General features: G+C 59.3%; 17 protein-coding genes and 2 tRNA genes. 2 read left to right on the top strand and 17 right to left on the bottom strand.

What is annotated here, in order from left to right; genetic code table 11:
- Window positions 1-22 precede the first annotated feature (22 nt).
- The 8 genes from F8N80_RS22920 to F8N80_RS22955 form a co-directional block, all read right to left on the bottom strand.
- A complete protein-coding gene (locus F8N80_RS22920; protein ID WP_150784756.1) occupies window positions 23-1,750 on the bottom strand; it encodes a ShlB/FhaC/HecB family hemolysin secretion/activation protein in 1,728 nt (575 codons plus the stop codon).
- A 428-nt stretch (window positions 1,751-2,178) separates the two neighbouring features.
- Window positions 2,179-2,254 (bottom strand) — tRNA-Thr (locus F8N80_RS22925).
- Window positions 2,255-2,383: 129 nt separating this feature from the next.
- Window positions 2,384-3,625 carry a nucleoside deaminase gene (locus F8N80_RS22930; RefSeq protein ID WP_150784757.1) on the bottom strand — a complete coding sequence of 414 codons (1,242 nt, stop codon included), beginning with the start codon at window positions 3,623-3,625 and terminating at the stop codon, window positions 2,384-2,386.
- Window positions 3,626-3,924: 299 nt separating this feature from the next.
- Entirely contained in the window at window positions 3,925-5,154 is a 1,230-nt protein-coding gene (locus F8N80_RS22935) for a methyltransferase (protein ID WP_150784758.1), read from the bottom strand.
- Complete coding sequence (locus F8N80_RS22940; RefSeq protein WP_064675426.1) at window positions 5,135-5,824, bottom strand: ABC transporter permease; 690 nt, start codon at window positions 5,822-5,824, stop codon at window positions 5,135-5,137. Before F8N80_RS22940 ends, F8N80_RS22935 begins: the two co-directional genes overlap by 20 nt.
- Entirely contained in the window at window positions 5,821-6,516 is a 696-nt protein-coding gene (locus F8N80_RS22945; RefSeq protein ID WP_150744872.1) for an ABC transporter permease, read from the bottom strand. Before F8N80_RS22945 ends, F8N80_RS22940 begins: the two co-directional genes overlap by 4 nt.
- Before the next feature lie 78 nt (window positions 6,517-6,594).
- The gene (locus F8N80_RS22950; RefSeq protein ID WP_150744873.1) at window positions 6,595-7,341 is read right to left on the bottom strand and encodes an ABC transporter substrate-binding protein; all 747 of its coding nucleotides are present in this window, start codon (window positions 7,339-7,341) and stop codon (window positions 6,595-6,597) included.
- 13 nt (window positions 7,342-7,354) lie between these two features.
- Window positions 7,355-8,128: an ABC transporter ATP-binding protein gene (locus F8N80_RS22955; protein ID WP_150744874.1), complete on the bottom strand. Its 774-nt coding sequence runs from the start codon at window positions 8,126-8,128 to the stop codon at window positions 7,355-7,357.
- Window positions 8,129-8,690: 562 nt separating this feature from the next.
- On the opposite strand from F8N80_RS22955, the gene gabP reads away from it, so the two are divergent.
- Window positions 8,691-10,082 carry a GABA permease gene (gabP, locus tag F8N80_RS22960; RefSeq protein WP_150744875.1) on the top strand — a complete coding sequence of 464 codons (1,392 nt, stop codon included), beginning with the start codon at window positions 8,691-8,693 and terminating at the stop codon, window positions 10,080-10,082.
- Between the two features lie 75 nt (window positions 10,083-10,157).
- On the opposite strand, the gene F8N80_RS22965 is transcribed toward gabP, so the two are convergent.
- Genes F8N80_RS22965 through F8N80_RS22980 form a run of 4 tightly spaced genes read right to left on the bottom strand, consistent with a single transcriptional unit; the run spans window position 10,158 to window position 13,173 of the window.
- On the bottom strand, window positions 10,158-10,610 hold the full coding sequence (locus tag F8N80_RS22965; RefSeq protein WP_150744876.1) for a hypothetical protein: 453 nt from the start codon (window positions 10,608-10,610) through the stop codon (window positions 10,158-10,160).
- Between the two features lie 6 nt (window positions 10,611-10,616).
- Window positions 10,617-11,033, bottom strand: a complete 417-nt coding sequence (locus F8N80_RS22970) for a hypothetical protein (RefSeq protein ID WP_150744877.1) — start codon at window positions 11,031-11,033, stop codon at window positions 10,617-10,619.
- 37 nt (window positions 11,034-11,070) lie between these two features.
- Complete coding sequence (locus F8N80_RS22975; protein ID WP_150784759.1) at window positions 11,071-12,045, bottom strand: alpha/beta hydrolase family protein; 975 nt, start codon at window positions 12,043-12,045, stop codon at window positions 11,071-11,073.
- A gap of 48 nt (window positions 12,046-12,093) precedes the next feature.
- Window positions 12,094-13,173 (bottom strand): PDDEXK nuclease domain-containing protein, encoded by a 1,080-nt coding sequence (locus F8N80_RS22980; protein ID WP_150784760.1) that lies wholly within the window; start codon window positions 13,171-13,173, stop codon window positions 12,094-12,096.
- A 261-nt stretch (window positions 13,174-13,434) separates the two neighbouring features.
- On the opposite strand from F8N80_RS22980, the gene F8N80_RS22985 reads away from it, so the two are divergent.
- Window positions 13,435-13,884, top strand: coding sequence for a carboxypeptidase regulatory-like domain-containing protein (locus F8N80_RS22985; RefSeq protein WP_150744880.1), 450 nt, complete (start codon window positions 13,435-13,437; stop codon window positions 13,882-13,884).
- Between the two features lie 141 nt (window positions 13,885-14,025).
- Here F8N80_RS22985 and F8N80_RS22990 read toward each other — a convergent pair whose 3' ends face one another.
- The 5 genes from F8N80_RS22990 to F8N80_RS23010 form a co-directional block, all read right to left on the bottom strand.
- Window positions 14,026-14,463, bottom strand: coding sequence for a hypothetical protein (locus F8N80_RS22990; protein WP_150744881.1), 438 nt, complete (start codon window positions 14,461-14,463; stop codon window positions 14,026-14,028).
- A 232-nt stretch (window positions 14,464-14,695) separates the two neighbouring features.
- Window positions 14,696-14,771 (bottom strand) — tRNA-Phe (locus F8N80_RS22995).
- A 103-nt stretch (window positions 14,772-14,874) separates the two neighbouring features.
- Entirely contained in the window at window positions 14,875-15,147 is a 273-nt protein-coding gene (locus F8N80_RS23000; protein ID WP_057397205.1) for an oxidative damage protection protein, read from the bottom strand.
- A complete protein-coding gene (gene mutY / locus F8N80_RS23005) occupies window positions 15,144-16,211 on the bottom strand; it encodes an A/G-specific adenine glycosylase (RefSeq protein WP_150744882.1) in 1,068 nt (355 codons plus the stop codon). Before mutY ends, F8N80_RS23000 begins: the two co-directional genes overlap by 4 nt.
- Window positions 16,208-18,433, bottom strand: a complete 2,226-nt coding sequence (locus F8N80_RS23010; protein ID WP_150784761.1) for an AsmA family protein — start codon at window positions 18,431-18,433, stop codon at window positions 16,208-16,210. Before F8N80_RS23010 ends, mutY begins: the two co-directional genes overlap by 4 nt.
- Window positions 18,434-18,548: the final 115 nt, after the last annotated feature.

Here is an 18,548-nt window from a genome sequence, read left to right on the forward strand (position 1 = left end):
ACCCGACGCAAGAACAAATCAATTAAAGAAACAGGTCGACCTGGAAATAGATCGGCGCCTCGCGCTCGGAGAGCACCGTGGGGCGTTCCAGCGAGTGGGCAAACGTCACGCGAGTGGCGAGGTACTTGCCGCGGGCAAAGAACTCCAGCGAGTTGCTGGACATTCGGCCATGCACTTCGCTGTTGTATCGGCCATTGCTGATCACACCTTGGTCATAGCCGACACTGGTGCCGTATTCGCTCAGTGCCGGGCGCAGCCAATCGACGGTTATCGGGCGGGTCCAGCGCAGCTCATTGCGCCAGTAACCGCCGCTGTCCCCGGATAAAAACTGGTCTTTGTAGCCACGCACCGATGAACTGCCGCCAAGGCTGATGCGTTGCGGACTGAACAACACGTCCTCACTGCGCTGGCCCGTGGCAAGACTGCTGAACGTAAAGGACTCGCCCAGCCAGGTGAACGGCAACAGGTAACTGGCCGTGGCGGTGTACTTTCGATAGCGAGCGTTGGGCGTCAGGTTGCCGGCCTCATCACGACGCTGGTCGTTGCCTTGCGCATCCAGCCCGCCAATGCCCTGCTGCACGCCCAGATCCAGGTTGACGAACGAATGGCCGATACGCCGGCCATGGTTGATACCCAACTGGGCTTCGGTAATACGCTGGCTGCTGTTATCCAGACGACTGTCTTCGATGTAGTTGTTGGTGCGCAGGTGGGCGAAGCCGGCATTGATCGACGTTTTGCTCACCCCATCGCGATGGATGAGACGTTCAGCGCGCAATTGGTGATTCTCGCTGTCGCCGCTCTGGCTGAAATTGAAACCATCGCCCTGGGCCTGAGAGCGGTATTCGCTCTGGCTGTAGGTATAACTGAAGTTCCACCAGCCCCAAGGCACGTTGTAATAGAGCATGGCGTTTTTCGAAGTTTGCTGATGATCGCTCACCGCGTCATGGCCGCCGCGCACCATCAACAGGTCGGCCAGCCCCAACGGGCTATCCCACTCCAGGCCTGCACCCCACTGCTGTTCACCGGTGCTTTTCTGACCGTCATTGTTGCGCGACAGATTGGCACGCCAAGGCTTTTGCGGGGTGTTCCTGACCAGCACATTGCTGCCGCCGACCTGAACCCCAGGGGTCAATTCCATTTGTGCCTGGTTGGAGGGCAGGCGGTTCAACTGATCCACCAATTGTTCTATATCACGCAGATTGAGCAAGTCGCCGGTTTTGCCGGGAAACGTCATGGACAGCTCCCGATCGGAGATATTGCTGCCCTCGGCGCCCTTCAAACCCTCAAGTTTGCCCTCGACCACCAGCACTTTTAAATGGCCGCTGGAGAGGTCTTGCTGCGGCAAGTAAGCGCGGCTGGTGATCATGCCCTTGCCGATGTAATGGTCGGTGATGGCCTTTAGCAATTCGTTGAGTTGCGAGACGCCCAGGCATTGACCGATATAAGGCTTGAGCAAGCCCTTGCGGTCGGCAGCGGAAAGACTGTCGGCGCCCTTGAGCTCGATGTCCTTGATAGGAAAACAACGTGTATCCACTGGAGCGGCAGGTGTTGCGGGCAATGCTGGCTTGCCCGGCAACTCCTTGAGTTCTTCCAGTCGACGCTGCTGCTCTTCAATCAGGCGATTCTGGCGATCACGGATCAGGTCCTGATCGCCAGGCGTTGGCAGGCTGGCGCCATAGGCGTTGTGTTGCGCACTCAAGCCAAGCAATAGCGTGCACAGCACCGGCCACATCCGTGGGGAGATAAACATAACGCTCCATCGTAATAAGTGCTGAGGGCGCAGATTGATGCCCGCAGGGGTAGGGTGACAGTCACCCTGAAACTGATGTCAGAAATGCTGGCAAAATGACTTCGGTCAGCAGTGACGTGAAACAGACTGCATATATTTTGAAAAATTCAGCGGGGAGGAAATTATTGTGAGATGTGTCACGTACTGGGAGGAAATCGAAAAGGAGAGCCAATGATTCGAGGCGGCTGGGTTGACGCTTAGGACCGACGTTAGCGTGCAACGGGAGATTGGGTGCTGGACTGTGTGGCGCAAGTTTGGCATGCAGTCAGCAAAAAACCGGAGACAGCTGAAGCAGTGCTAGGTCTCAGACGCCAAAAAGAAAAAACCCGCCAGAAGGCGGGTTTTTCGGGGGTTCCAGAGATTTTGAAAGCCTTCTCTGGAACCTTGTATGGTGCCGGCACCAGGAGTCGAACCCGGGACCTACTGATTACAAGTCAGTTGCTCTACCAACTGAGCTATACCGGCGTGTTGGGCGACGATTATAGCGATTGGATTGGTTCTGTAAACCCCTGAATTCAGACTATTTTTGCGCAGGCGTCAGGCCAGTCCCGCGAACCCTTGCGCGGGGCTGGCCAATGGGTTTGCTTTAGCGCCTTACACGCCGTTTTTGACGGCGTTGATCAGGTCCTGGCTCAGCACCTGCGCGGGCGCCACTTGCACGCTTTGGGTGTAGAACGGCGGCAGGTTCTGGGCCAGTGTCGACAACGCTTGTGCAGTGGTGTTGCCCGGCAGCAGCACGTATTGCAGGTTGGAGGGATAGCTCTGCGGCACGGGGCCTTCCATGGTCGAGCCGTAGGCGCCGAAGGTCATCACGGCCTGTGGTGTGGTGGGGTCGGGGGCGTAGAGGAAGACGAAGGTGCCGTACTTCGGATGGGTCAGGTATTGCTCGGCCTGGGCGCGAACGATCGGGTCGGGGTCGTTCATCAGGGTCCAGCGCATGACTGCATAGCTGCGGGTGGTTTCCATGAAGGCTGTGCGAATCGGGGATTGGTTCTCGACGCCTGCCAGGCACACCAGCAGGTTGCCGAACGGATCGATGAGGGCCACCGAGTTGAATACCTTACCTTTTTGCGCGGTTTTCAGGAGTGGCGGGGCGAGTTCTGCGCCGGGGTCCCGGGGGTTGGCCGATTGGACGGTCAGGGCGAACGGGCTGAGCGCGGTCAGTGCCTTGCGCACTTTGCTGTTGGCCGGAAGGTTTGCCGGGTTTTGCAGTTGATCCGGCGGCAGGCCACTGTTGTTGCTGGCCTCGCGCACGGTGTTGACGCTGGCGGAGAAGATGGAGCTGGTGAGGAAGTAGGCCGCCGAATCGATGGTTTCGCCAGCGAACACCGGACTGTTCGAGCCCTGATAGGCGCGGCTGACCGGTGCCGCAATTGCGTAATAGCCCCAGGTGTCTTGCGCTTGCTGGCGGATCTGCGGCGGTAGCGACGGGAAGTCGAATTGGCTGTTGTAGTTGATACCGGCGTAGTCATCGATAGCGCTGACGGCGACGTTGAAGCCTGCGGTCAGCAGCGAGCCGGCGCACATGGCGCACGGGTCCAGCGTAGTGACCACGGTCAATTGGCTGGGTGGCGGCAGGTTCAGTGGCGCGACGTTTTCGTAGTACCAGTCCACCAACTGTCGTTCACCGTGGGCGGTCGGGTCATGGGGCAGGAAGTAGGTGGTGCCAGTGCTGGGAAAGGGCATCAGCACGTTGTTATGCAGCGCAGCGATGACTTCGCCGGTGGCAGTGTTGATGATGGCACCGCCTACGGCGAAGGTTTGCTGCAGCGCAGCTTCGATGGCCTGGTTGGCGACGGTGTCGACGGCTTCCTGTGCACTGTTCAATGCGCTCATGTTTTTCCCAGCTCCTTGCTGATTGAGTGCCAGACAATTCTGGCGCTTGGCAAAGATAGTTGAGGATTTGCGGGGACGTTTATGCTCATTTGACTTAACGCTTATGCACAACGGGATCTTTCCCACTGCTGCTTAGAGGAAAAATTGCAGACTCTTTTTCAGCTGCTCGCAACTGCCTGTTTTTCCGGTTTTTTTACAGGTGTACGGAATTTGAACAATTGTGTTTCAGCGCCGAAACAGCCGTAGATATTGGATCCAGGATAATTTCATCAACAGAGTTATCCACAGGTTTAGACGCTTTAGGAGCGCTCGGCGAGCAGAAGGAAATTACGCGGTGTGAGCGGGGTGTCACAGAAGGTGCCGAGGCGAACGGTATATTCCTGCTCTGAGAGGAAAAGCGCCCGATCGAGTACCAGCCACAACTCCAATGGGCGTCGGAAAAGTCCGCGCAGCAGCTCCAGGTTGCGCACTTCGGCCAGCCGCTGCCATCCGGCCGCTTCCAGGGCTGACCAGTCCTGCGCAACGATTGTGGATAAGTCTTTAAGCGCGGCCAAATGATGGCAGTAATCGGCGAAGGATTTATCCAGCCAGGCGCTGGGCAGCGAGGGGGTGGGGAGGTAGTCGTCAACGCCGCGCAGTTGCCGTTGCAGCAGGTCGAAGCCCAGGCGCCGGGCCATTGAAGTGTCGCGTTGACGTCGGACGCGGGCGCCGGCGGTCACTGTTTCGCTCATCGGTAGCGAAAGATCATCGAGTGTCAGCTGCAGGTTGGAGCCCTTGGCTGCGATGGAAAGCGGCTGATATTCGCTGGCACTGATCCGGTTGTAGCAGCAGGGCGCGATGGCCATTTGTTTGCAGCCTGTCGCGCTGGCGAGCTGCATCAGTCGCACATGCAGATCACCGCAGGCGTGCAGCGCTACCGGCGTGTGGTCAGCATTCAGTAAGGCGGTGACACCCGGCGCGAGCACGTCTTGCTCGACGTGAAGCGCATGCAGTTGATGACGTTGGCTGAGGGCCTGGCCGCTGGCGACCAATGCCGGGTCATATTCCAGGCAGGTGAGTTGCTGGCCGGGTCGCAGCAAGCGTCGCCCCAAATGGCCCTTGCCAGAGCACCAGTCCAGCCAATGCTGCGGGGGAGAGGCCAATGCGAGCCGACTGGCGAACGCCTCAATCTGCTGCCACTTGCGCCCCGGCACATCGACATTCAAGCGATGCCCGGCCGCTTCCAGCGTATGCGCCGGCAATTCACCCACCGCGCTCAACTCAAGCGACAGCATCGCCCATGAAGCAAACGGCTGCGGCGCATCCAGCAAGCAAGGTTGGTTATGGCTGTTCTCTGCGTCTTCCAGCGACCGCGCCCGTAGCCACAGCGCCAACTCCGGGTAGGACGCTTCCCAGGGAAGTTGCAGATGAGTGAACGGCCGAGGTTTCCACAGCCCCTGATGCTCGACCAGAAACGCATCCACCGCGGCGAAACGGGCGAACAAGTCTTCGCCCGTCAGCACGCGGGCATCAGCGTCCCTGACAGGCATCGACGCGCAGCCAGCGCTCCAGCAGCTTGAAGCCGCGAACCAGCACATAAGCCATCAGTAGATAGAACATGCCCGCGGCGAAGAAGATCTCCACCGGCAGATAGGTCCGGGCAATGATGGTGCGGGCCATACCGGTCAGCTCCAGCAGGGTCACGGTGCTCGCCAGGGCGCTGGCCTTGAGCATCAGGATCACTTCGTTGCTGTAGGCCGGCAGGCCGATGCGCGCGGCCCGGGGCAGGATGATGTAGAACAGCGCCTTGGCCCGGGACATGCCCAGTGCCCGCGCCGCTTCGATCTCACCCGGTGGAATCGCCTGGATCGCGCCGCGCAGGATCTCGGCGATGTAGGCTGCGGTGTGCAGGGTCATGGTCGCGGTGGCGCACCAGAACGGATCGCGCAGGTAGGGCCACATCGAGCTGTTGCGGACCGCGTCGAACTGCGCCAGGCCGTAGTAGACCAGGAACAGTTGAACCAGCAGCGGCGTGCCACGGAAAAAGAAAATGTAGCCGTAGGGAATTGCCCGCACATACCAGCGTCGCGAAGAACGGGCGATGCCCAGCGGAATCGCCAGCAGCAACCCGGCGATCACGGCAATGGCCACCAGTTCCAGGGTCAGGGTCGCGCCCTGAGCCAGTTTCGGCAGCCATTTGATGATGACTTCCCAGTTCATTGGGTGCTCCTCGCGAAGCCGCGAGCGGCGCGTCGTTCCATAAAGTGCATACCGGTCATGGCCAGAATGGTCAGGCCCAGGTACATGAAGGCGGCCACCATATAGAAGGTGAACGGTTGCTTGGATATGGTCACGCCGATTTGTGTGTGACGCATGATTTCTTCCAGGCCGATCACCGATACCAGCGCGGTGTCCTTCATCAGGATCATGAACAGGTTGCCCAGGCCCGGCAGGGCGATGCGCCACATCTGCGGCATTATCAACCGGGTGAAGATGCGAAACTTCGACAGGCCCAAGGCCATGCCGGCTTCACGGTGTCCTCTGGGGATCGCCAGGATCGCCCCACGAAACACTTCCGTGGCGTAGGCGCCAAAACACAGGCCCAGCGCAATCACGCCAGCGGCGAAGGCATTGAGTTCGAGGTCGGGGTTGCCGAAGAACTCGCCCAAGGCACGCATCAGGTTGACCGTGCCGAAGTAGATCAACAGCACCCAGAGCAATTCCGGGATACCGCGCACCAGGGTCGAATAAGTGCCGCCAAGCCATTGCAGCGGCTTGTACGGGGAAGTCTTGGCCAAGGCGCCGAGCAGACCGAGCACCAGCCCCACGCACAAGGCGCAGAGTGCCAGTTTCACAGTCATCAGCGCACCAGCGGCGAGCGCCGGGCCGAATCCGTAGAGATCGATAGTCATGGATGTCTTTTCAAATCGCGGCAGGCAATACCAGGGACGGGCGCCGTCAGCGAACGGCGCCCGTCAGGCAAGTCAGAATCAATAGATGCTGAACGGGAAGTACTTGTCGTTGATCTTCTTGTAGGTGCCGTCAGCAACGATTTCCTTCAGCGCGGTGTTCAGCTTCTCGCGGATCGGGTCGTTCTTGCGCACAGCGATACCGATCTTGTCGCTTTCTTCCACCGGGTCGCCCTTGAACTCGTAGGCGCGGCCGGCGTCGCTTTTCAGCCACTCATAGTTGACGTACTTGTCCGCCAGGATGGCGTCCAGACGACCGGAGGTCAGGTCGAGGTAGGCGTTTTCCTGGGTGTCGTAGAGTTTGACTTCAACGCCTTCCATGTTGTCTTCCAGCCAGGTGCCGGCGAGGGTCGCACGTTGGGCGCCGATCACTTTGTCTTTCAGGGAGTCCTTGTCGGTTTTGAAGTCGACGTTTTTCGGTGCGATGAACTGCAGCTTGTTGGAGTAGTACGGGTCGGTGAAGTCCACCGCTTGCTTGCGCTCGTCGGTGATCGACATCGAGGAGATCAGGAAGTCGAACTTCTTGGCGTTCAGGGCCGGGATGATGCCGTCCCAATCAGACGTGACCACGGTGCACTCGACTTTCATCTTGGCGCACAGGGCGTCGCCGATTTCCTTGTCGAAGCCGACGACATTGCCACTGGCATCTTTGTTGTTGAACGGCGGGTACGCCGCTTCGATGCCCATCTTCAAGGTCTGGGCGGCGGCACCGGCGCTGAAGGCCAGGGTGACGGCAGCAGCCAGGAAGATCTTTTTATAGTTCTGCATGCGGGTAGCTCCGTTAGCGGTTGCTGGACATGAATTGTTTGCAGCGCGCCGAAAGCGGGCTTTCGAACACCTGCTGTGGCGATCCTTGCTCTTCTACCAGGCCTTGGTGAAGGAACACCACTTCGCTGGAGACCTGACGGGCAAAGCCCATTTCGTGGGTCACGAGCAACATGGTGCGGCCTTCCTCGGCCAATGCACGGATGACATTAAGTACTTCCTGAACCATTTCCGGGTCAAGGGCGGAGGTGGGTTCGTCGAACAGGATCACCTTGGGTTGCATCGCCAAGGTGCGGGCGATGGCCGCGCGTTGCTGTTGACCGCCGGAGAGTTGCGCCGGGTAGGCGTGGCGCTTGTCGGCGATGCCGACCTTGGCCAGCAAGGCTTCGGCGACTTCGATGGCCTCGGCCTTGCTCTGGCCGAGCACGCGGCGCGGGGCTTCGATGATGTTGTCGAGCACGCTCATGTGCGGCCACAGATTAAAGTTTTGAAATACAAAACCGATCTCGCTGCGCAGGCGGTTGATCTGCTTGCTGTCGGCAGCGACCAGTTCTCCGTTCTTCGCCGCTTTGAGCTTGAGTTCTTCACCGGCCACCAGGATCTGGCCCTGGTGCGGGTTTTCCAGCAGGTTGATGCAGCGCAGGAACGTGGACTTGCCGGAACCGGAGGAACCCAGGATCGAGATCACATCGCCGTCGCGGGCGGTCAGCGAGATGCCTTTGAGCACCTCAAGCTGTCCGTAGCGTTTGTGCAAGTTGCGGATTTCAAGCGCGGGCGTGGCCTCAGCCATGTGCGTTCCTCATAATGTTTCGCTCCTGCTGTTGGTGGCCTTCCTGGCGAGGCGGCCAAGCTAGCATAGCGTCTGAATGGCAGCCAACAGCGCCAGGGGCGGTAAACGGGTGGTGTGTGGCAGGTTGTCGCATCGGTACAGCAGACTGTCGCGCTGCTATCAACCAAACGGCCGTTTGAACCCTGCTTTCAAATAAAAAGCGCGGCGGGTGGCGCAAAAAAGGGCGCGATGTTGCCAGCTTTGCCGGGGGGTTGGAAGCGCAAACCGCCCAAACGTTGCGGATCCGCACTTTTAGTGTGCGTCGAGCATTTTTTTAGTGTGTTTCCGGTGCGCTGTTTCGTTCTTGAAATGTGTCGCAGGGTAACGTTTTGGCAAAGTGCCATGCATTTCAATGACTTGCGATGACTGTCCGCTCAGGCTACAGGCCCCGGATTCTGGGGGTTTGTAATATTTTGGCGCAATTATTGCGTGCAGAATAAGGAACGCTCCGTTGGTTTCTTTTTACAAGAAGGAACACCTGGCGGGATGTACGCATTCGCTTTTCCTTACAAAGGTAGTTTCAATGAGCAGTACCCCAAGCTCCAATGGCCTCGAACAGGGGCTCAAACCGCGTCACGTGACCATGCTGTCGATCGCCGGGGTTATCGGTGCCGGCCTGTTCGTCGGCTCCGGCCACGCCATCGCTGCAGCAGGCCCGGCTGTGCTGTTGGCCTACGCGGCCGCCGGTACCCTGGTGGTGCTGGTGATGCGCATGCTCGGCGAAATGGCCGTCGCTTCGCCGGACACCGGCTCCTTCTCGACCTACGCCGATCGCGCGATCGGTCACTGGGCCGGTTTCACCATCGGTTGGCTCTACTGGTGGTTCTGGGTGCTGGTGATCCCGCTGGAGGCCAACGCCGCCGCAACCATCCTGCATGCCTGGTTCCCCAACGTAGCGATCTGGGTCTTCACCCTGGTCATCACCTTGCTGCTGACGGTGACCAACCTGTTCAGCGTGAAGAACTACGGTGAATTCGAATTCTGGTTCGCCCTGGTCAAAGTCCTGGCAATCATCGGTTTCATTGTCCTCGGCGTTCTGGCGATCTTCGGCTTCCTGCCGACCAGCCAGGTCAGCGGCGTCTCGCACCTGTTCGATACCCAAGGTTTCCTGCCAAACGGCATGGGTGCGGTGTTGGCGGCGATGCTGACGACCATGTTCTCCTTCATGGGTACCGAGATCGTGACCATCGCGGCCGCGGAATCGAAGAACCCGGGCCAGCAAATTTCCAAGGCCACCAACTCGGTGATCTGGCGGATCGGCTTGTTCTACCTCGTGTCGATCTTCATCGTCGTGGCGCTGGTGCCCTGGAATGACCCGGTACTCGCCGCTGTCGGTTCCTATCAGACCGTGCTTGAGCGCATGGGCATCCCGAACGCCAAGCTGATCGTCGACATCGTGGTATTGGTTGCCGTGACCAGCTGCCTGAACTCGGCGCTCTACACTGCCTCGCGGATGCTGTTCTCCCTGGGCAAACGCGGCGATGCGCCGGCCGTGTCCACGCGCACCAATGGCAGCGGCACGCCGTATTGGGCCGTGATCCTGTCCACCGCCGCCGCCTTCCTCGCGGTATTCGCCAACTACGTGGCTCCGGCCGCCGTGTTCGAATTCCTGCTGGCCAGCTCCGGCGCCATCGCGTTGCTGGTGTACCTGGTGATTGCGGTTTCCCAGTTGCGCATGCGTCAGAAGCGCATGGCCGCCGGTGAGAAGATTGCCTTCCGGATGTGGCTGTTCCCTGGCCTGACCTATGCGGTGATCGTGTTCATCGTTGGCATCCTGACGATCATGCTGTTCCAGGAAGCCCATCGTGTGGAGATCCTCGCGACCGGCCTGTTGAGCGTGTTGGTGGTGGCTACCGGTTTGCTTGTGGCTCGCCGTCGCAAGCTGCAGAGGCTGGGTGCGGCAGTGCTGAACTGATTCGTACCCTGTGACGCAAAACGGCCGCTGTCAGTGATGACACGCGGCCGTTTTTGTTTTTGAAGGGAAGGGCGGCTACTCGCCCTTTTCTTCCTGCGCATCCAGCGTCTGGCGATAGCTGTCCAGTGCCTTGCCGAAGTCGGTGATGAACTGCGGATCGGTCAGCCAGGCCTGGGCCGCATCGCGATCCATGCCGTCGGCCCACATGCGGTAGTCGATCAGCATGTCGGCGGCCAGGTGGGTGGCGGCCATGGCTTCGTCGTCGGCGTTTTCCATGTCCAGCAGGTCTGGGTGGTCACTGATGATTTCGGCGAGGTTCGACAGCAAGGTCTGCAGCATGACGTCGCGGCTGGTAGCTTCCGCGTCGCGCATTTTGCTGAACATCGACAGGGTGTATTCCGGGATCGGCTCGCCGATTTCGCCCAGGTCATCGTCCAGTGCGGCGGGTTTTCTGCCGTGGATGTTGATTTGTTTGGCTTTGATCTTGGCGCGTTTGGCGCGTTTCTGTTGCTTGTTCAGGGAGGCCATGGGAACTCAGTTCGGTTTCTGTTGGTTTTGGGCTGCGATGATTTCGGACGCAGCCACGTAATCTGCCTGGAAGGCCGGGGATTCAATCCATGCCAGGGCGCCGGCTTCGTCCACTTCGGTGGACCATTGGCGGTACTCGATCAGCGCGCCGATGATGAAGTCTGTCGCGGTTTCTTCGCCTTCCTGCTCGAGCACCAGCGCGAGCAGCGGGTGTTCAAGAAAGGCCGCGCACATGGCTTGCTGGCTGATCTTTTGCGCCTCGATCATTTCTTTGAACAGATCGGTCAGGTCAACCGATTCGAAGTCGATGCGATCGTCGTTCGGGTCCAGCTCGATCGGCGCGGCGGCCCGTTGGCTGCGGTTCTGCTTGGCCTTTGCCTTGGCGCGGGTGGCGCGTTTTTGCTGCTTGTTGGCGGATGCCATGGGCGTCGTTCCGTATTTCGTTGAGTGGGCAAGTCGATCAGCTACGTGGCACTAGCCGCCCGGGGGTATCGGGGGCCAGTTCGCCGCTTTGCAGCCAGGACAATGCAATGGGCCATAGTGTGGCTTGGTATGGGCTGCGAAAAAAGGCGAAATGTCCGACTTCTTCTTCGCCAATGTCTTCGGGAGTGATTCGCAAGTGGGTATTGGTGCTCCCGGTGAAGTAGCCGAGCAGGCGTTCTATGGCCGCGATTGTGCCGTAAGGATCGTCGCTGATGCTGATGGCCAGGGTTTTGGCTGTCATCATCGCGAAGGGCAACGAGCCGTGTTTTGCGGCGAGAACGCGACCGCTGGGGCGCGTTTCGTATTCTGCGGTGGGCATGCTCCAGTCGCGAACCACGCCAGCGGGCGTGTCTTCCAGCCAGCCAAGGCGTTTTCCGGGGAAGTAGCCATAGAGCAGCGTCAGCACAGGCATCACCAGGTGCCACTTGCCGAACATCCGCCAGCGATGAGCGGGCGCATAGTCGCGCCAGTAGGCAAATTGCGCGCCCACGGTCACCAGGCGTCGGATCAGGTGTCCAGAGGCTCCCAGGCCTGCTGCACAGCCTCCAAAGCTGTGGCCGACGATATCGATGGGCTGGCCCGGAAACTCTCGCTGGGCGCGCTTGAGCATCGCCTCGAAATCCAGTGCGCCCCAGTCGGACCATGTGGCTTGCAAGCCTTTCAATGACGCCGGTCGAGACTCACCGATGCCGCGGTAGTCATAAGTGATGACGTCGAAGCCGTTGGCGAACAGGTAATCGGCAAATCGTGAGTAGTGCCGGCAGCGAACCGAAGTGGCGGCGTTGATGATGACGATCGGGCGCGCGATGTCTCCAGAGGGGTGTCGCCAAGTGAAGCCGCCAAGGATGAAGCCGTCTGCGGCGGGCTCCTTGAACACTTCGCCAGCAATGGCGGTGTTCGGCGGCAACTCGATTTGAAAGGGCGCCAGCGGTGGCATGTCCTGCAAATTCATCGGCTTCGGACCTATGCGGGTAGCTGCCAACGATAGTCCTCGCGCAGCTTATGGACAATCCATTCGTATGGATCCGGGTGCCTGATCGAACAGTCGCTCCTCAATGGCGGCCCGTTCCCGGTCCAGTTCCGCACGCAGCTCCTCTTCGCTCGGCAGCACTAGCTTGTACTTGCTGGCGAACAGTTGTTCGTTGCCCTGTAACACCGAGTAGCGCACCACTGACTCGTCTTTTTGCGCGCAGAGAATGATGCCGACGGTCGGGCCATCCTCCGCGCCGCGTTTGAGGTCGTCATACATGCGCACGTACATGTCCATCTGGCCCACATCCTGATGGGTGAGTTCGCCGCGCTTCAGATCGAAGATGACGAAGCACTTGAGCAGGTAGTTGTAGAACACCAGGTCGATGTAGAAATCCTTGCTGTCAGTGCTGATGCGTTGTTGGCGGGCGATGAAGGCGAAGCCTTTGCCCAGTTCGAGCAGGAAGCCCTGGAGTTGATTGATCAAGGCTTGTTCGAGATTGGTTTCCTGGGTCAAGCCCGCGTTGGGCAGGCCAAGAAACTCCAGCATCACCGGATCTCGAATGAAATCACGCGGGTGTGCGTTCATTTTCTGGATGTTGGTGGCGGCTTCCTGCTCTACGGCAGGACGGTCGCGGCTTGTCAGCAGGCGTTCGTAGTAGAGGGTGTTGATCTGGCGTTCCAGGGCGCGGGATGACCAGTTCTGGATGGCTGATTCATTCATGTACCAATGGCGAGCGTGTTCGTTATCGACGCGCAGTAACTTGCGATAGTGGGTCCAGCTCAATTCGTGACGCAGTGCGTCACGAATTGAGAATGCTTGGTAAAACAGGCGCATGTAGCGAAGGTTGGAGGCGTCAAAGCCTTTACCAAACTCCTCCGTCAGATTCTGCGCCAGATTCGTCAGCAATTGCTTCCCGTAACTCGCTCTCCGAGCCCCCTCCTGCTCGAACTCCACAACATGCCTTCCGATCTGCCAGCAGGTTTGCACCTGGACCGTATCGACCGTTCGGAGCGCCTTCTGGCGTGCATCGCGGATCAGCTCGCCAAGATTGCCAAGCAGTGAAGCGAGTTGTGGGTCTTGGGCGTTATCGGGTCTGAGTGTGCTCATGAAGTCTTCCGCAAATGTATGAACAGGCAGAAGAGGATTGCAGAGGCGGGTGGGGCGGCGATGCCGGGCGCGTCTGGTAAATGGTAAGGAAAACCCGATTGATTCTGCGGGATCGCTCCGACGGCAGTCCCTGCTTGAGCAGTACAGCCTGTAGTCCATTTCGCAGTGCGTTCAAGGCCGAATCATTCTAAAACCGGCCGGGCACAGGGAAATCAAAGACAAGGTAACGATTGGGCTCTGCGGAGCCCGGGAGTGCCCATCATGAAACATGTCCATGCGTTCATTTTGCCGCTCGCTGCCGTGGGGTTGTTGATGTTTCCCATGATGTTGCAGGCGGCCAGTCTTGAACCGATCGACAGCACAGGCGTGCAAGTTCAGCGGCAAGAGCAAAACGGGATTACCTACCTCTCCGGCGGAGTTGGCGAGGATGAGGCGAAGGCGATCCAGCAGACTACTGGCTACAACCTGCACATGACGTTCGCTATCGGACCGGAAAACAAATACATCCCCGATGTGGATGTGGTCATTCAGAAATCCCAGGGGCAACCCGTGCTGACCCTGAGTCAGGCTGGCCCGCTGGTTTACGTTCAGCTGCCGCCCGGTAAGTACACCGTGGTCGCAACTCGTAATGGTGAGGAACGGCGTGACACAGCGGATGTTGGCAGCGGTGGCGCGCGCAATCTGGTTTTTCACTGGAGTGATGGTGAATAGCTGCGTTGTTGAGACAAAGCGATTTCGTTGGCGCTCAAATCCGCAAACAGCTGGCTGTTTGCGGAATGCCACGCGCTAGGGTTTGCGGTTTGCCAAAACGCGATGGATGGTTTGCTGAAGAATCACCTTGGGGAGGATGAGTCAGCGGATGCTGCGGATATTGCCTTTGTTGCCTTTTACGGTGACGGAAACCTTTTTGAAGATGAAGTAGTTTTCTTCGTTCACTTCATAGCGAGGGGCGACGATCAGGTCGGCACCGGAAGATTTGACCGCTTTGTAAGCCGCTGCCGATTTGACCGCGCTGACGGGATCCAGGCCAAGGCTGCCCAAGCCACCGCTCTGGCCACCATAGCTGACGCCATCGGCAAACTGGGAATCGCCGCCAAACTTGAGGAAGCCGAACAGGACGTTGACCGAAGACTGGCCGGAGATGGCGTCGCCGACAGCGATGTCCGCTTTCAGATCTGCTTTGACGGTACTGTCGATCGGCGACGATGGCTGGCTGTTGTTGTAGCTGACGCAGCCGCTGGCTGTGGCAATGATGGTCGACAGGGCGAGGAACTTCAAAAGCGTATTCAAGTGCTGTTTCCTTACTTTGAAACGTTAAATGCAGGCAGATGTGCTGCTGCATTAGTTTCACTTTGTAAGGGCGCACACTCCATGAGACACATCCTAAAGCGGTGCGTGAAAGCTCGGGTACGAATGGAAAGAAAAGGGCGTGGCGGACGTGGGAATATTCGGCGGCGCTAGGGTTTGTTAAATCCCGGGCATAAAAAAACCCTGAATCTTGCGATTCAGGGTTTTCGGTATTTGGTGCCCAGAGACGGAATCGAACCGCCGACACGGGGATTTTCAATCCCCTGCTCTACCGACTGAGCTATCTGGGCAACGGGGCGCATTAAACGGGTTTTTCAGGGGGTCGTCAAGCAAGTTTTCAAAAAAAATTTAATTATTACCGTCGCTTACGTTCCGACCCCCGATAAATCGGGGTTATTCCGACGGCGGCACGTAGCCTTCGGCCTTGGCGTAATCTTCGCCGGAGAAGTACTTGTCCATCTCGCCCTGAAGATATTTGCGGTCTTCGGCGTTCATCATGTTCAGGCGTTTTTCGTTGATCAGCAGGGTCTGGTGTTTCTGCCAGTCGGCCCAGGCCTTGGCCGAGACGTGGTCAAAAATGTCCTGGCCTTTGGCGCCCGGGAATGGAGCGCGCTCCAGGGCGGGCAATTCTTCTTTGTACTTGCGGCACATGATGGTGCGGGTCATGACGACTCTCCTGCGTTCAATACGGCGGCCGCGCGTTCGAGCAAGGTTTTGACCGGGGCGGCAAGGCCCAGGCGCGGCGGGGTGGCGAGGTTATACCAGAGCCAGTCGGCCTCGGCCACGTGATGGCCGGCCTCCTGGACCTGAACCAGCCAGGGTTCGATAGCCAGTTGGAAATGACTGAAGGTGTGTACCAGGTTCGGCAATGCCTGTTGGCGGCCCAGTTCCAGCGAGTGCTGCGATGCCAGATGTTGCAGGTCATCGAGGTCGTCGAGTTCCGGCAGGCTCCAGAGACCGCCCCACAGGCCCGTGGAAGGGCGCCGGTAAAGCAGGATCGCGCCTTCGCCGTTGGCGAGCATCGGCATCAGCGTGCGCTTCTGAGGCACGGCCTTGCGCGGCTTGGGGATCGGGTAGCGGGTCTCGAGGCCGAGCATATGCGCTTCACAGCCCTTTTCCAGCGGGCACAACAGGCAGCTCGGCTTGCTGCGGGTGCAGAGCGTGGCGCCCAGGTCCATCATCGCCTGGGTATAGGCATTGACCCGATCATGGGGCGTAAAGCGCTCTGCATTGGCCCACAGCTGTTTCGCGACCTTGGGCTCGCCCGGATAACCCTCTTGCGCGGTAAAACGCGCCAACACCCGTTTGACGTTGCCATCGAGGATAGGCGCCCGCAGACCCATGCTCAGGCTGGCGATGGCGCCCGCAGTGGACAGGCCGATACCCGGCAGATCCGTCAGCTTTTCCACATCTCGCGGAAACTCGCCGCCATATTCGGCAACGACAATCTTCGCGGTCTTCTGCAAGTTGCGCGCGCGGGTGTAATAACCGAGGCCGGTCCACAGGTGCAGTACTTCGTCCTCCGGTGCGGCGGCCAGGGCTTCGACCGTCGGCAATGACGCCATGAAGCGGTCGAAGTAATTCAGCACGGTGCTGACCTGGGTTTGCTGCAACATGATTTCCGAGACCCACACCCGATACGGGGTGATGCCCTGTTGCCAGGGCAAATCGTGGCGGCCGTGGCGGTCGTACCAGTCCAGTACCGCCGAAGAGAATTGCTCGGCTCTCATCGCTTGAACAGCCCTTTCAGTGCGTCTTTCAATTCAGGGCTGACCTTGTCGCCAAGCTTCTCGTCGATTTTTTCGCTGATTTTGTCGCCGGCCATTTTGCCGGCGATCTGGCCCATGCGTTCGTTATCGAGGCGGCAGGCCTTGGCACCCAGTTCCAGCGGGCCACGGCAGCGCAGCGGCCATTCGATGCCGACGAATTTCTCGCCGACCTGGCAGGCCGGGTCCGGCATGTCGCTCTTGTCGCCTTCGACGACGATGCCCACGCGGTAATCCATGCCCAGCACTCGCAGGTCGACATCGCCGTCGCCGTTGACGGTCATGCCCGGGATACGCACTTTCAGGTCCGGATTGCTGGCCACGCCATTACGGAAGGTCAGGTTGCCCTTGAGCTCCTGAAACGGCGTGTCCTTGCCCCGTGGCTCGCCGCTGAGGGCTTTGCGGTTCAAGGTGGCGATGCCTTTGCACAGCTGCTGTTCGAGATTGGCATTGAGCAACACGCCGTTGTTGATGACGAAGCTGGCGTTGCCGTTGAGGCTGTCGACCAGCGCGCTCTGGCTGTTGCCGCTGCCGGTCAGGTTGCTGTCGAGCGTGACCAGGCCTTTGACCGGCGGGTTTTTGCCCTGGCTTTCGAGGATTTTTTCCACCGGTACCCGGCTGATGCGCGTCTGCATGTTCAGCGCCGGCACCGGCTGGCGCACGTCCAGGGTGCCCTTGGCTTCGAAGTTGCCGTCGTACAGGTCGCCGCGCAGATTCTCCAGGGTCAGCAGGCCGCCCTGGCCGGTGGCCTTGAGTGCGGCGTTCTGGATCGGCAACTTGTCGAGGGTCAGTTGGCCGAAGGTCAGGTCGGCATCCACATCGAGTTTGCTCAGGCGTTCCACCGGCAGTAGCCGCGCCGTGCTCCACGGGCCTTTGGTCGGTGATTGCGGCAGGGGGGTGTTGCCCGCACCGGCCATGGCATCGTTCTCGGTGCTGGCGACTTCGGCCTGGCGCACCTGGGTAGCGCTGTTGGCTTCAGCGGATTTTGGCGGCAGGTAACGGTCGACGTTGAAGGTGTCGGCCTTGAGGTTCGCCCGCAGCGATTGTTTGGCGAAGTCCTCGACGGCGATACGACCGCTGAAGGTGCTGTCATCGACCTTCAGGTTGATGTCGTCGAACGACACACTGGTCGGTGTACCGGAAAAACGGCTGGCCAGTTCGACTTTGCTCAGGCTGCCTTCAGCCATGGCCGGGAGTTTCTGGCCGATGCTGTCGACGAATTTCGCCAGGTCGAACTGGGCAATCGACAGGCCGCCGCTGATTTGCGGGGTCTTGTCGAGGTCGTTGGCTTTCAGTTCACCCAATGCCCGCAGTTGGTTGGCGGATAGCTTGATTCCGGTCCATTCGGCGACGTTGGCCGCTTTATCCAGCAGTAACTGGCCTTGGGCGGCGAAGGTGATGGTCTTGCCTTGCAATGGATCGCCGGCGACTTCACCGGAAAGCTTCATGTCTTCAAATTTGTAGCGTTGCAGCGCACGCTCGAAGCGCAGTTCGCCATTGAGCTCGGTGCGTACTCGCAGAACCGGCTGGTTGGTGCCCAGGAACGCGGTGAGTTTGACCGGGATGTTGGTGGAGTCATGCACCGGGCCGGTACTCAGCTGGATGCTTTCGGCGCTGTACAGCTTGCCGGTTTTTTCGTCGCTGTACTCGATGCGGGCGTTGTTGACGGTCAGGCTGTCGATGTCCAGGCGGATCGGCTGGGCCGGTTTCTCCGCTTGGGCGGTGGTCTCCGGTGCTGGCGCTTCGCTGGTGGCGGGCGGTGTGGCCGGGGTGGCAGGCGCCGGGACCTTGCCGATGTCTTCCCAGTTGCCGTGGCCATTCTTGTCGCGATTCAGGCGCAGGTTCAGGCCTTCGACACGCACGTCACTCATCTGCACTTCACGGCGCAGCAGCGGCAGCACACGAACCGAGAGACCCAGCATCTGCAGGTCAGCGAACGGCTCGCCGGGCTTGGCCAGGGTCGCAACACTGGCTTCGTGCAATTCCAGGCCCAGCCAGGGAAACAGGCTCCAGCCGATATCGCCATTGAGCGTCAGCTCGATGTGGGCCTTGTCGCGGGCAATCTGGCGAATCTCGTCTTTATAGTCGTTGGGATCGAAGAGGTGGGTCAGGGCAAAGCCCAACGCCACAATGATCAGCAACAGCCCGAGAAGTACCAGACCCAGGATTTTGCCGAACGCTTTCATGGGCGAGTCCTTGTAGTTAGTCGAATTCGAAATTTAGCCGGGGAGTATAGCGCCCCGAAACGGGTGATCGGTCAGCGATGATGCAGGCATTCATAATGATGCCGGGTTGTATGGA

The organism is Pseudomonas fluorescens (genome assembly GCF_902497995.1).
GTDB classification, from domain to species: Bacteria; Pseudomonadota; Gammaproteobacteria; order Pseudomonadales; family Pseudomonadaceae; genus Aquipseudomonas; species Aquipseudomonas fluorescens_BK.

What these genes read in the sequence shown, in the direction of transcription:
- F8N80_RS22965 (WP_150744876.1), bottom strand. Translation starts at nt 10,610, where the DNA reads ATGGCCTCCCTGAACAAGCAACAGAAACGCGCCAAACGCGCCAAGATC.
- F8N80_RS22950 (WP_150744873.1), bottom strand. Translation starts at nt 7,341, where the DNA reads ATGCAGAACTATAAAAAGATCTTCCTGGCTGCTGCCGTCACCCTGGCC.
- F8N80_RS22945 (WP_150744872.1), bottom strand. Translation starts at nt 6,516, where the DNA reads ATGACTATCGATCTCTACGGATTCGGCCCGGCGCTCGCCGCTGGTGCG.
- F8N80_RS22930 (WP_150784757.1), bottom strand. Translation starts at nt 3,625, where the DNA reads ATGAGCGCATTGAACAGTGCACAGGAAGCCGTCGACACCGTCGCCAAC.
- gabP (WP_150744875.1), top strand. Translation starts at nt 8,691, where the DNA reads ATGAGCAGTACCCCAAGCTCCAATGGCCTCGAACAGGGGCTCAAACCG.
- F8N80_RS22940 (WP_064675426.1), bottom strand. Translation starts at nt 5,824, where the DNA reads ATGAACTGGGAAGTCATCATCAAATGGCTGCCGAAACTGGCTCAGGGC.
- mutY (WP_150744882.1), bottom strand. Translation starts at nt 16,211, where the DNA reads ATGAGAGCCGAGCAATTCTCTTCGGCGGTACTGGACTGGTACGACCGC.
- F8N80_RS22970 (WP_150744877.1), bottom strand. Translation starts at nt 11,033, where the DNA reads ATGGCATCCGCCAACAAGCAGCAAAAACGCGCCACCCGCGCCAAGGCA.
- F8N80_RS22920 (WP_150784756.1), bottom strand. Translation starts at nt 1,750, where the DNA reads ATGTTTATCTCCCCACGGATGTGGCCGGTGCTGTGCACGCTATTGCTT.
- F8N80_RS22975 (WP_150784759.1), bottom strand. Translation starts at nt 12,045, where the DNA reads ATGAATTTGCAGGACATGCCACCGCTGGCGCCCTTTCAAATCGAGTTG.
- F8N80_RS22955 (WP_150744874.1), bottom strand. Translation starts at nt 8,128, where the DNA reads ATGGCTGAGGCCACGCCCGCGCTTGAAATCCGCAACTTGCACAAACGC.
- F8N80_RS22980 (WP_150784760.1), bottom strand. Translation starts at nt 13,173, where the DNA reads ATGAGCACACTCAGACCCGATAACGCCCAAGACCCACAACTCGCTTCA.
- F8N80_RS23000 (WP_057397205.1), bottom strand. Translation starts at nt 15,147, where the DNA reads ATGACCCGCACCATCATGTGCCGCAAGTACAAAGAAGAATTGCCCGCC.
- F8N80_RS22935 (WP_150784758.1), bottom strand. Translation starts at nt 5,154, where the DNA reads ATGCCTGTCAGGGACGCTGATGCCCGCGTGCTGACGGGCGAAGACTTG.
- F8N80_RS23010 (WP_150784761.1), bottom strand. Translation starts at nt 18,433, where the DNA reads ATGAAAGCGTTCGGCAAAATCCTGGGTCTGGTACTTCTCGGGCTGTTG.
- F8N80_RS22985 (WP_150744880.1), top strand. Translation starts at nt 13,435, where the DNA reads ATGAAACATGTCCATGCGTTCATTTTGCCGCTCGCTGCCGTGGGGTTG.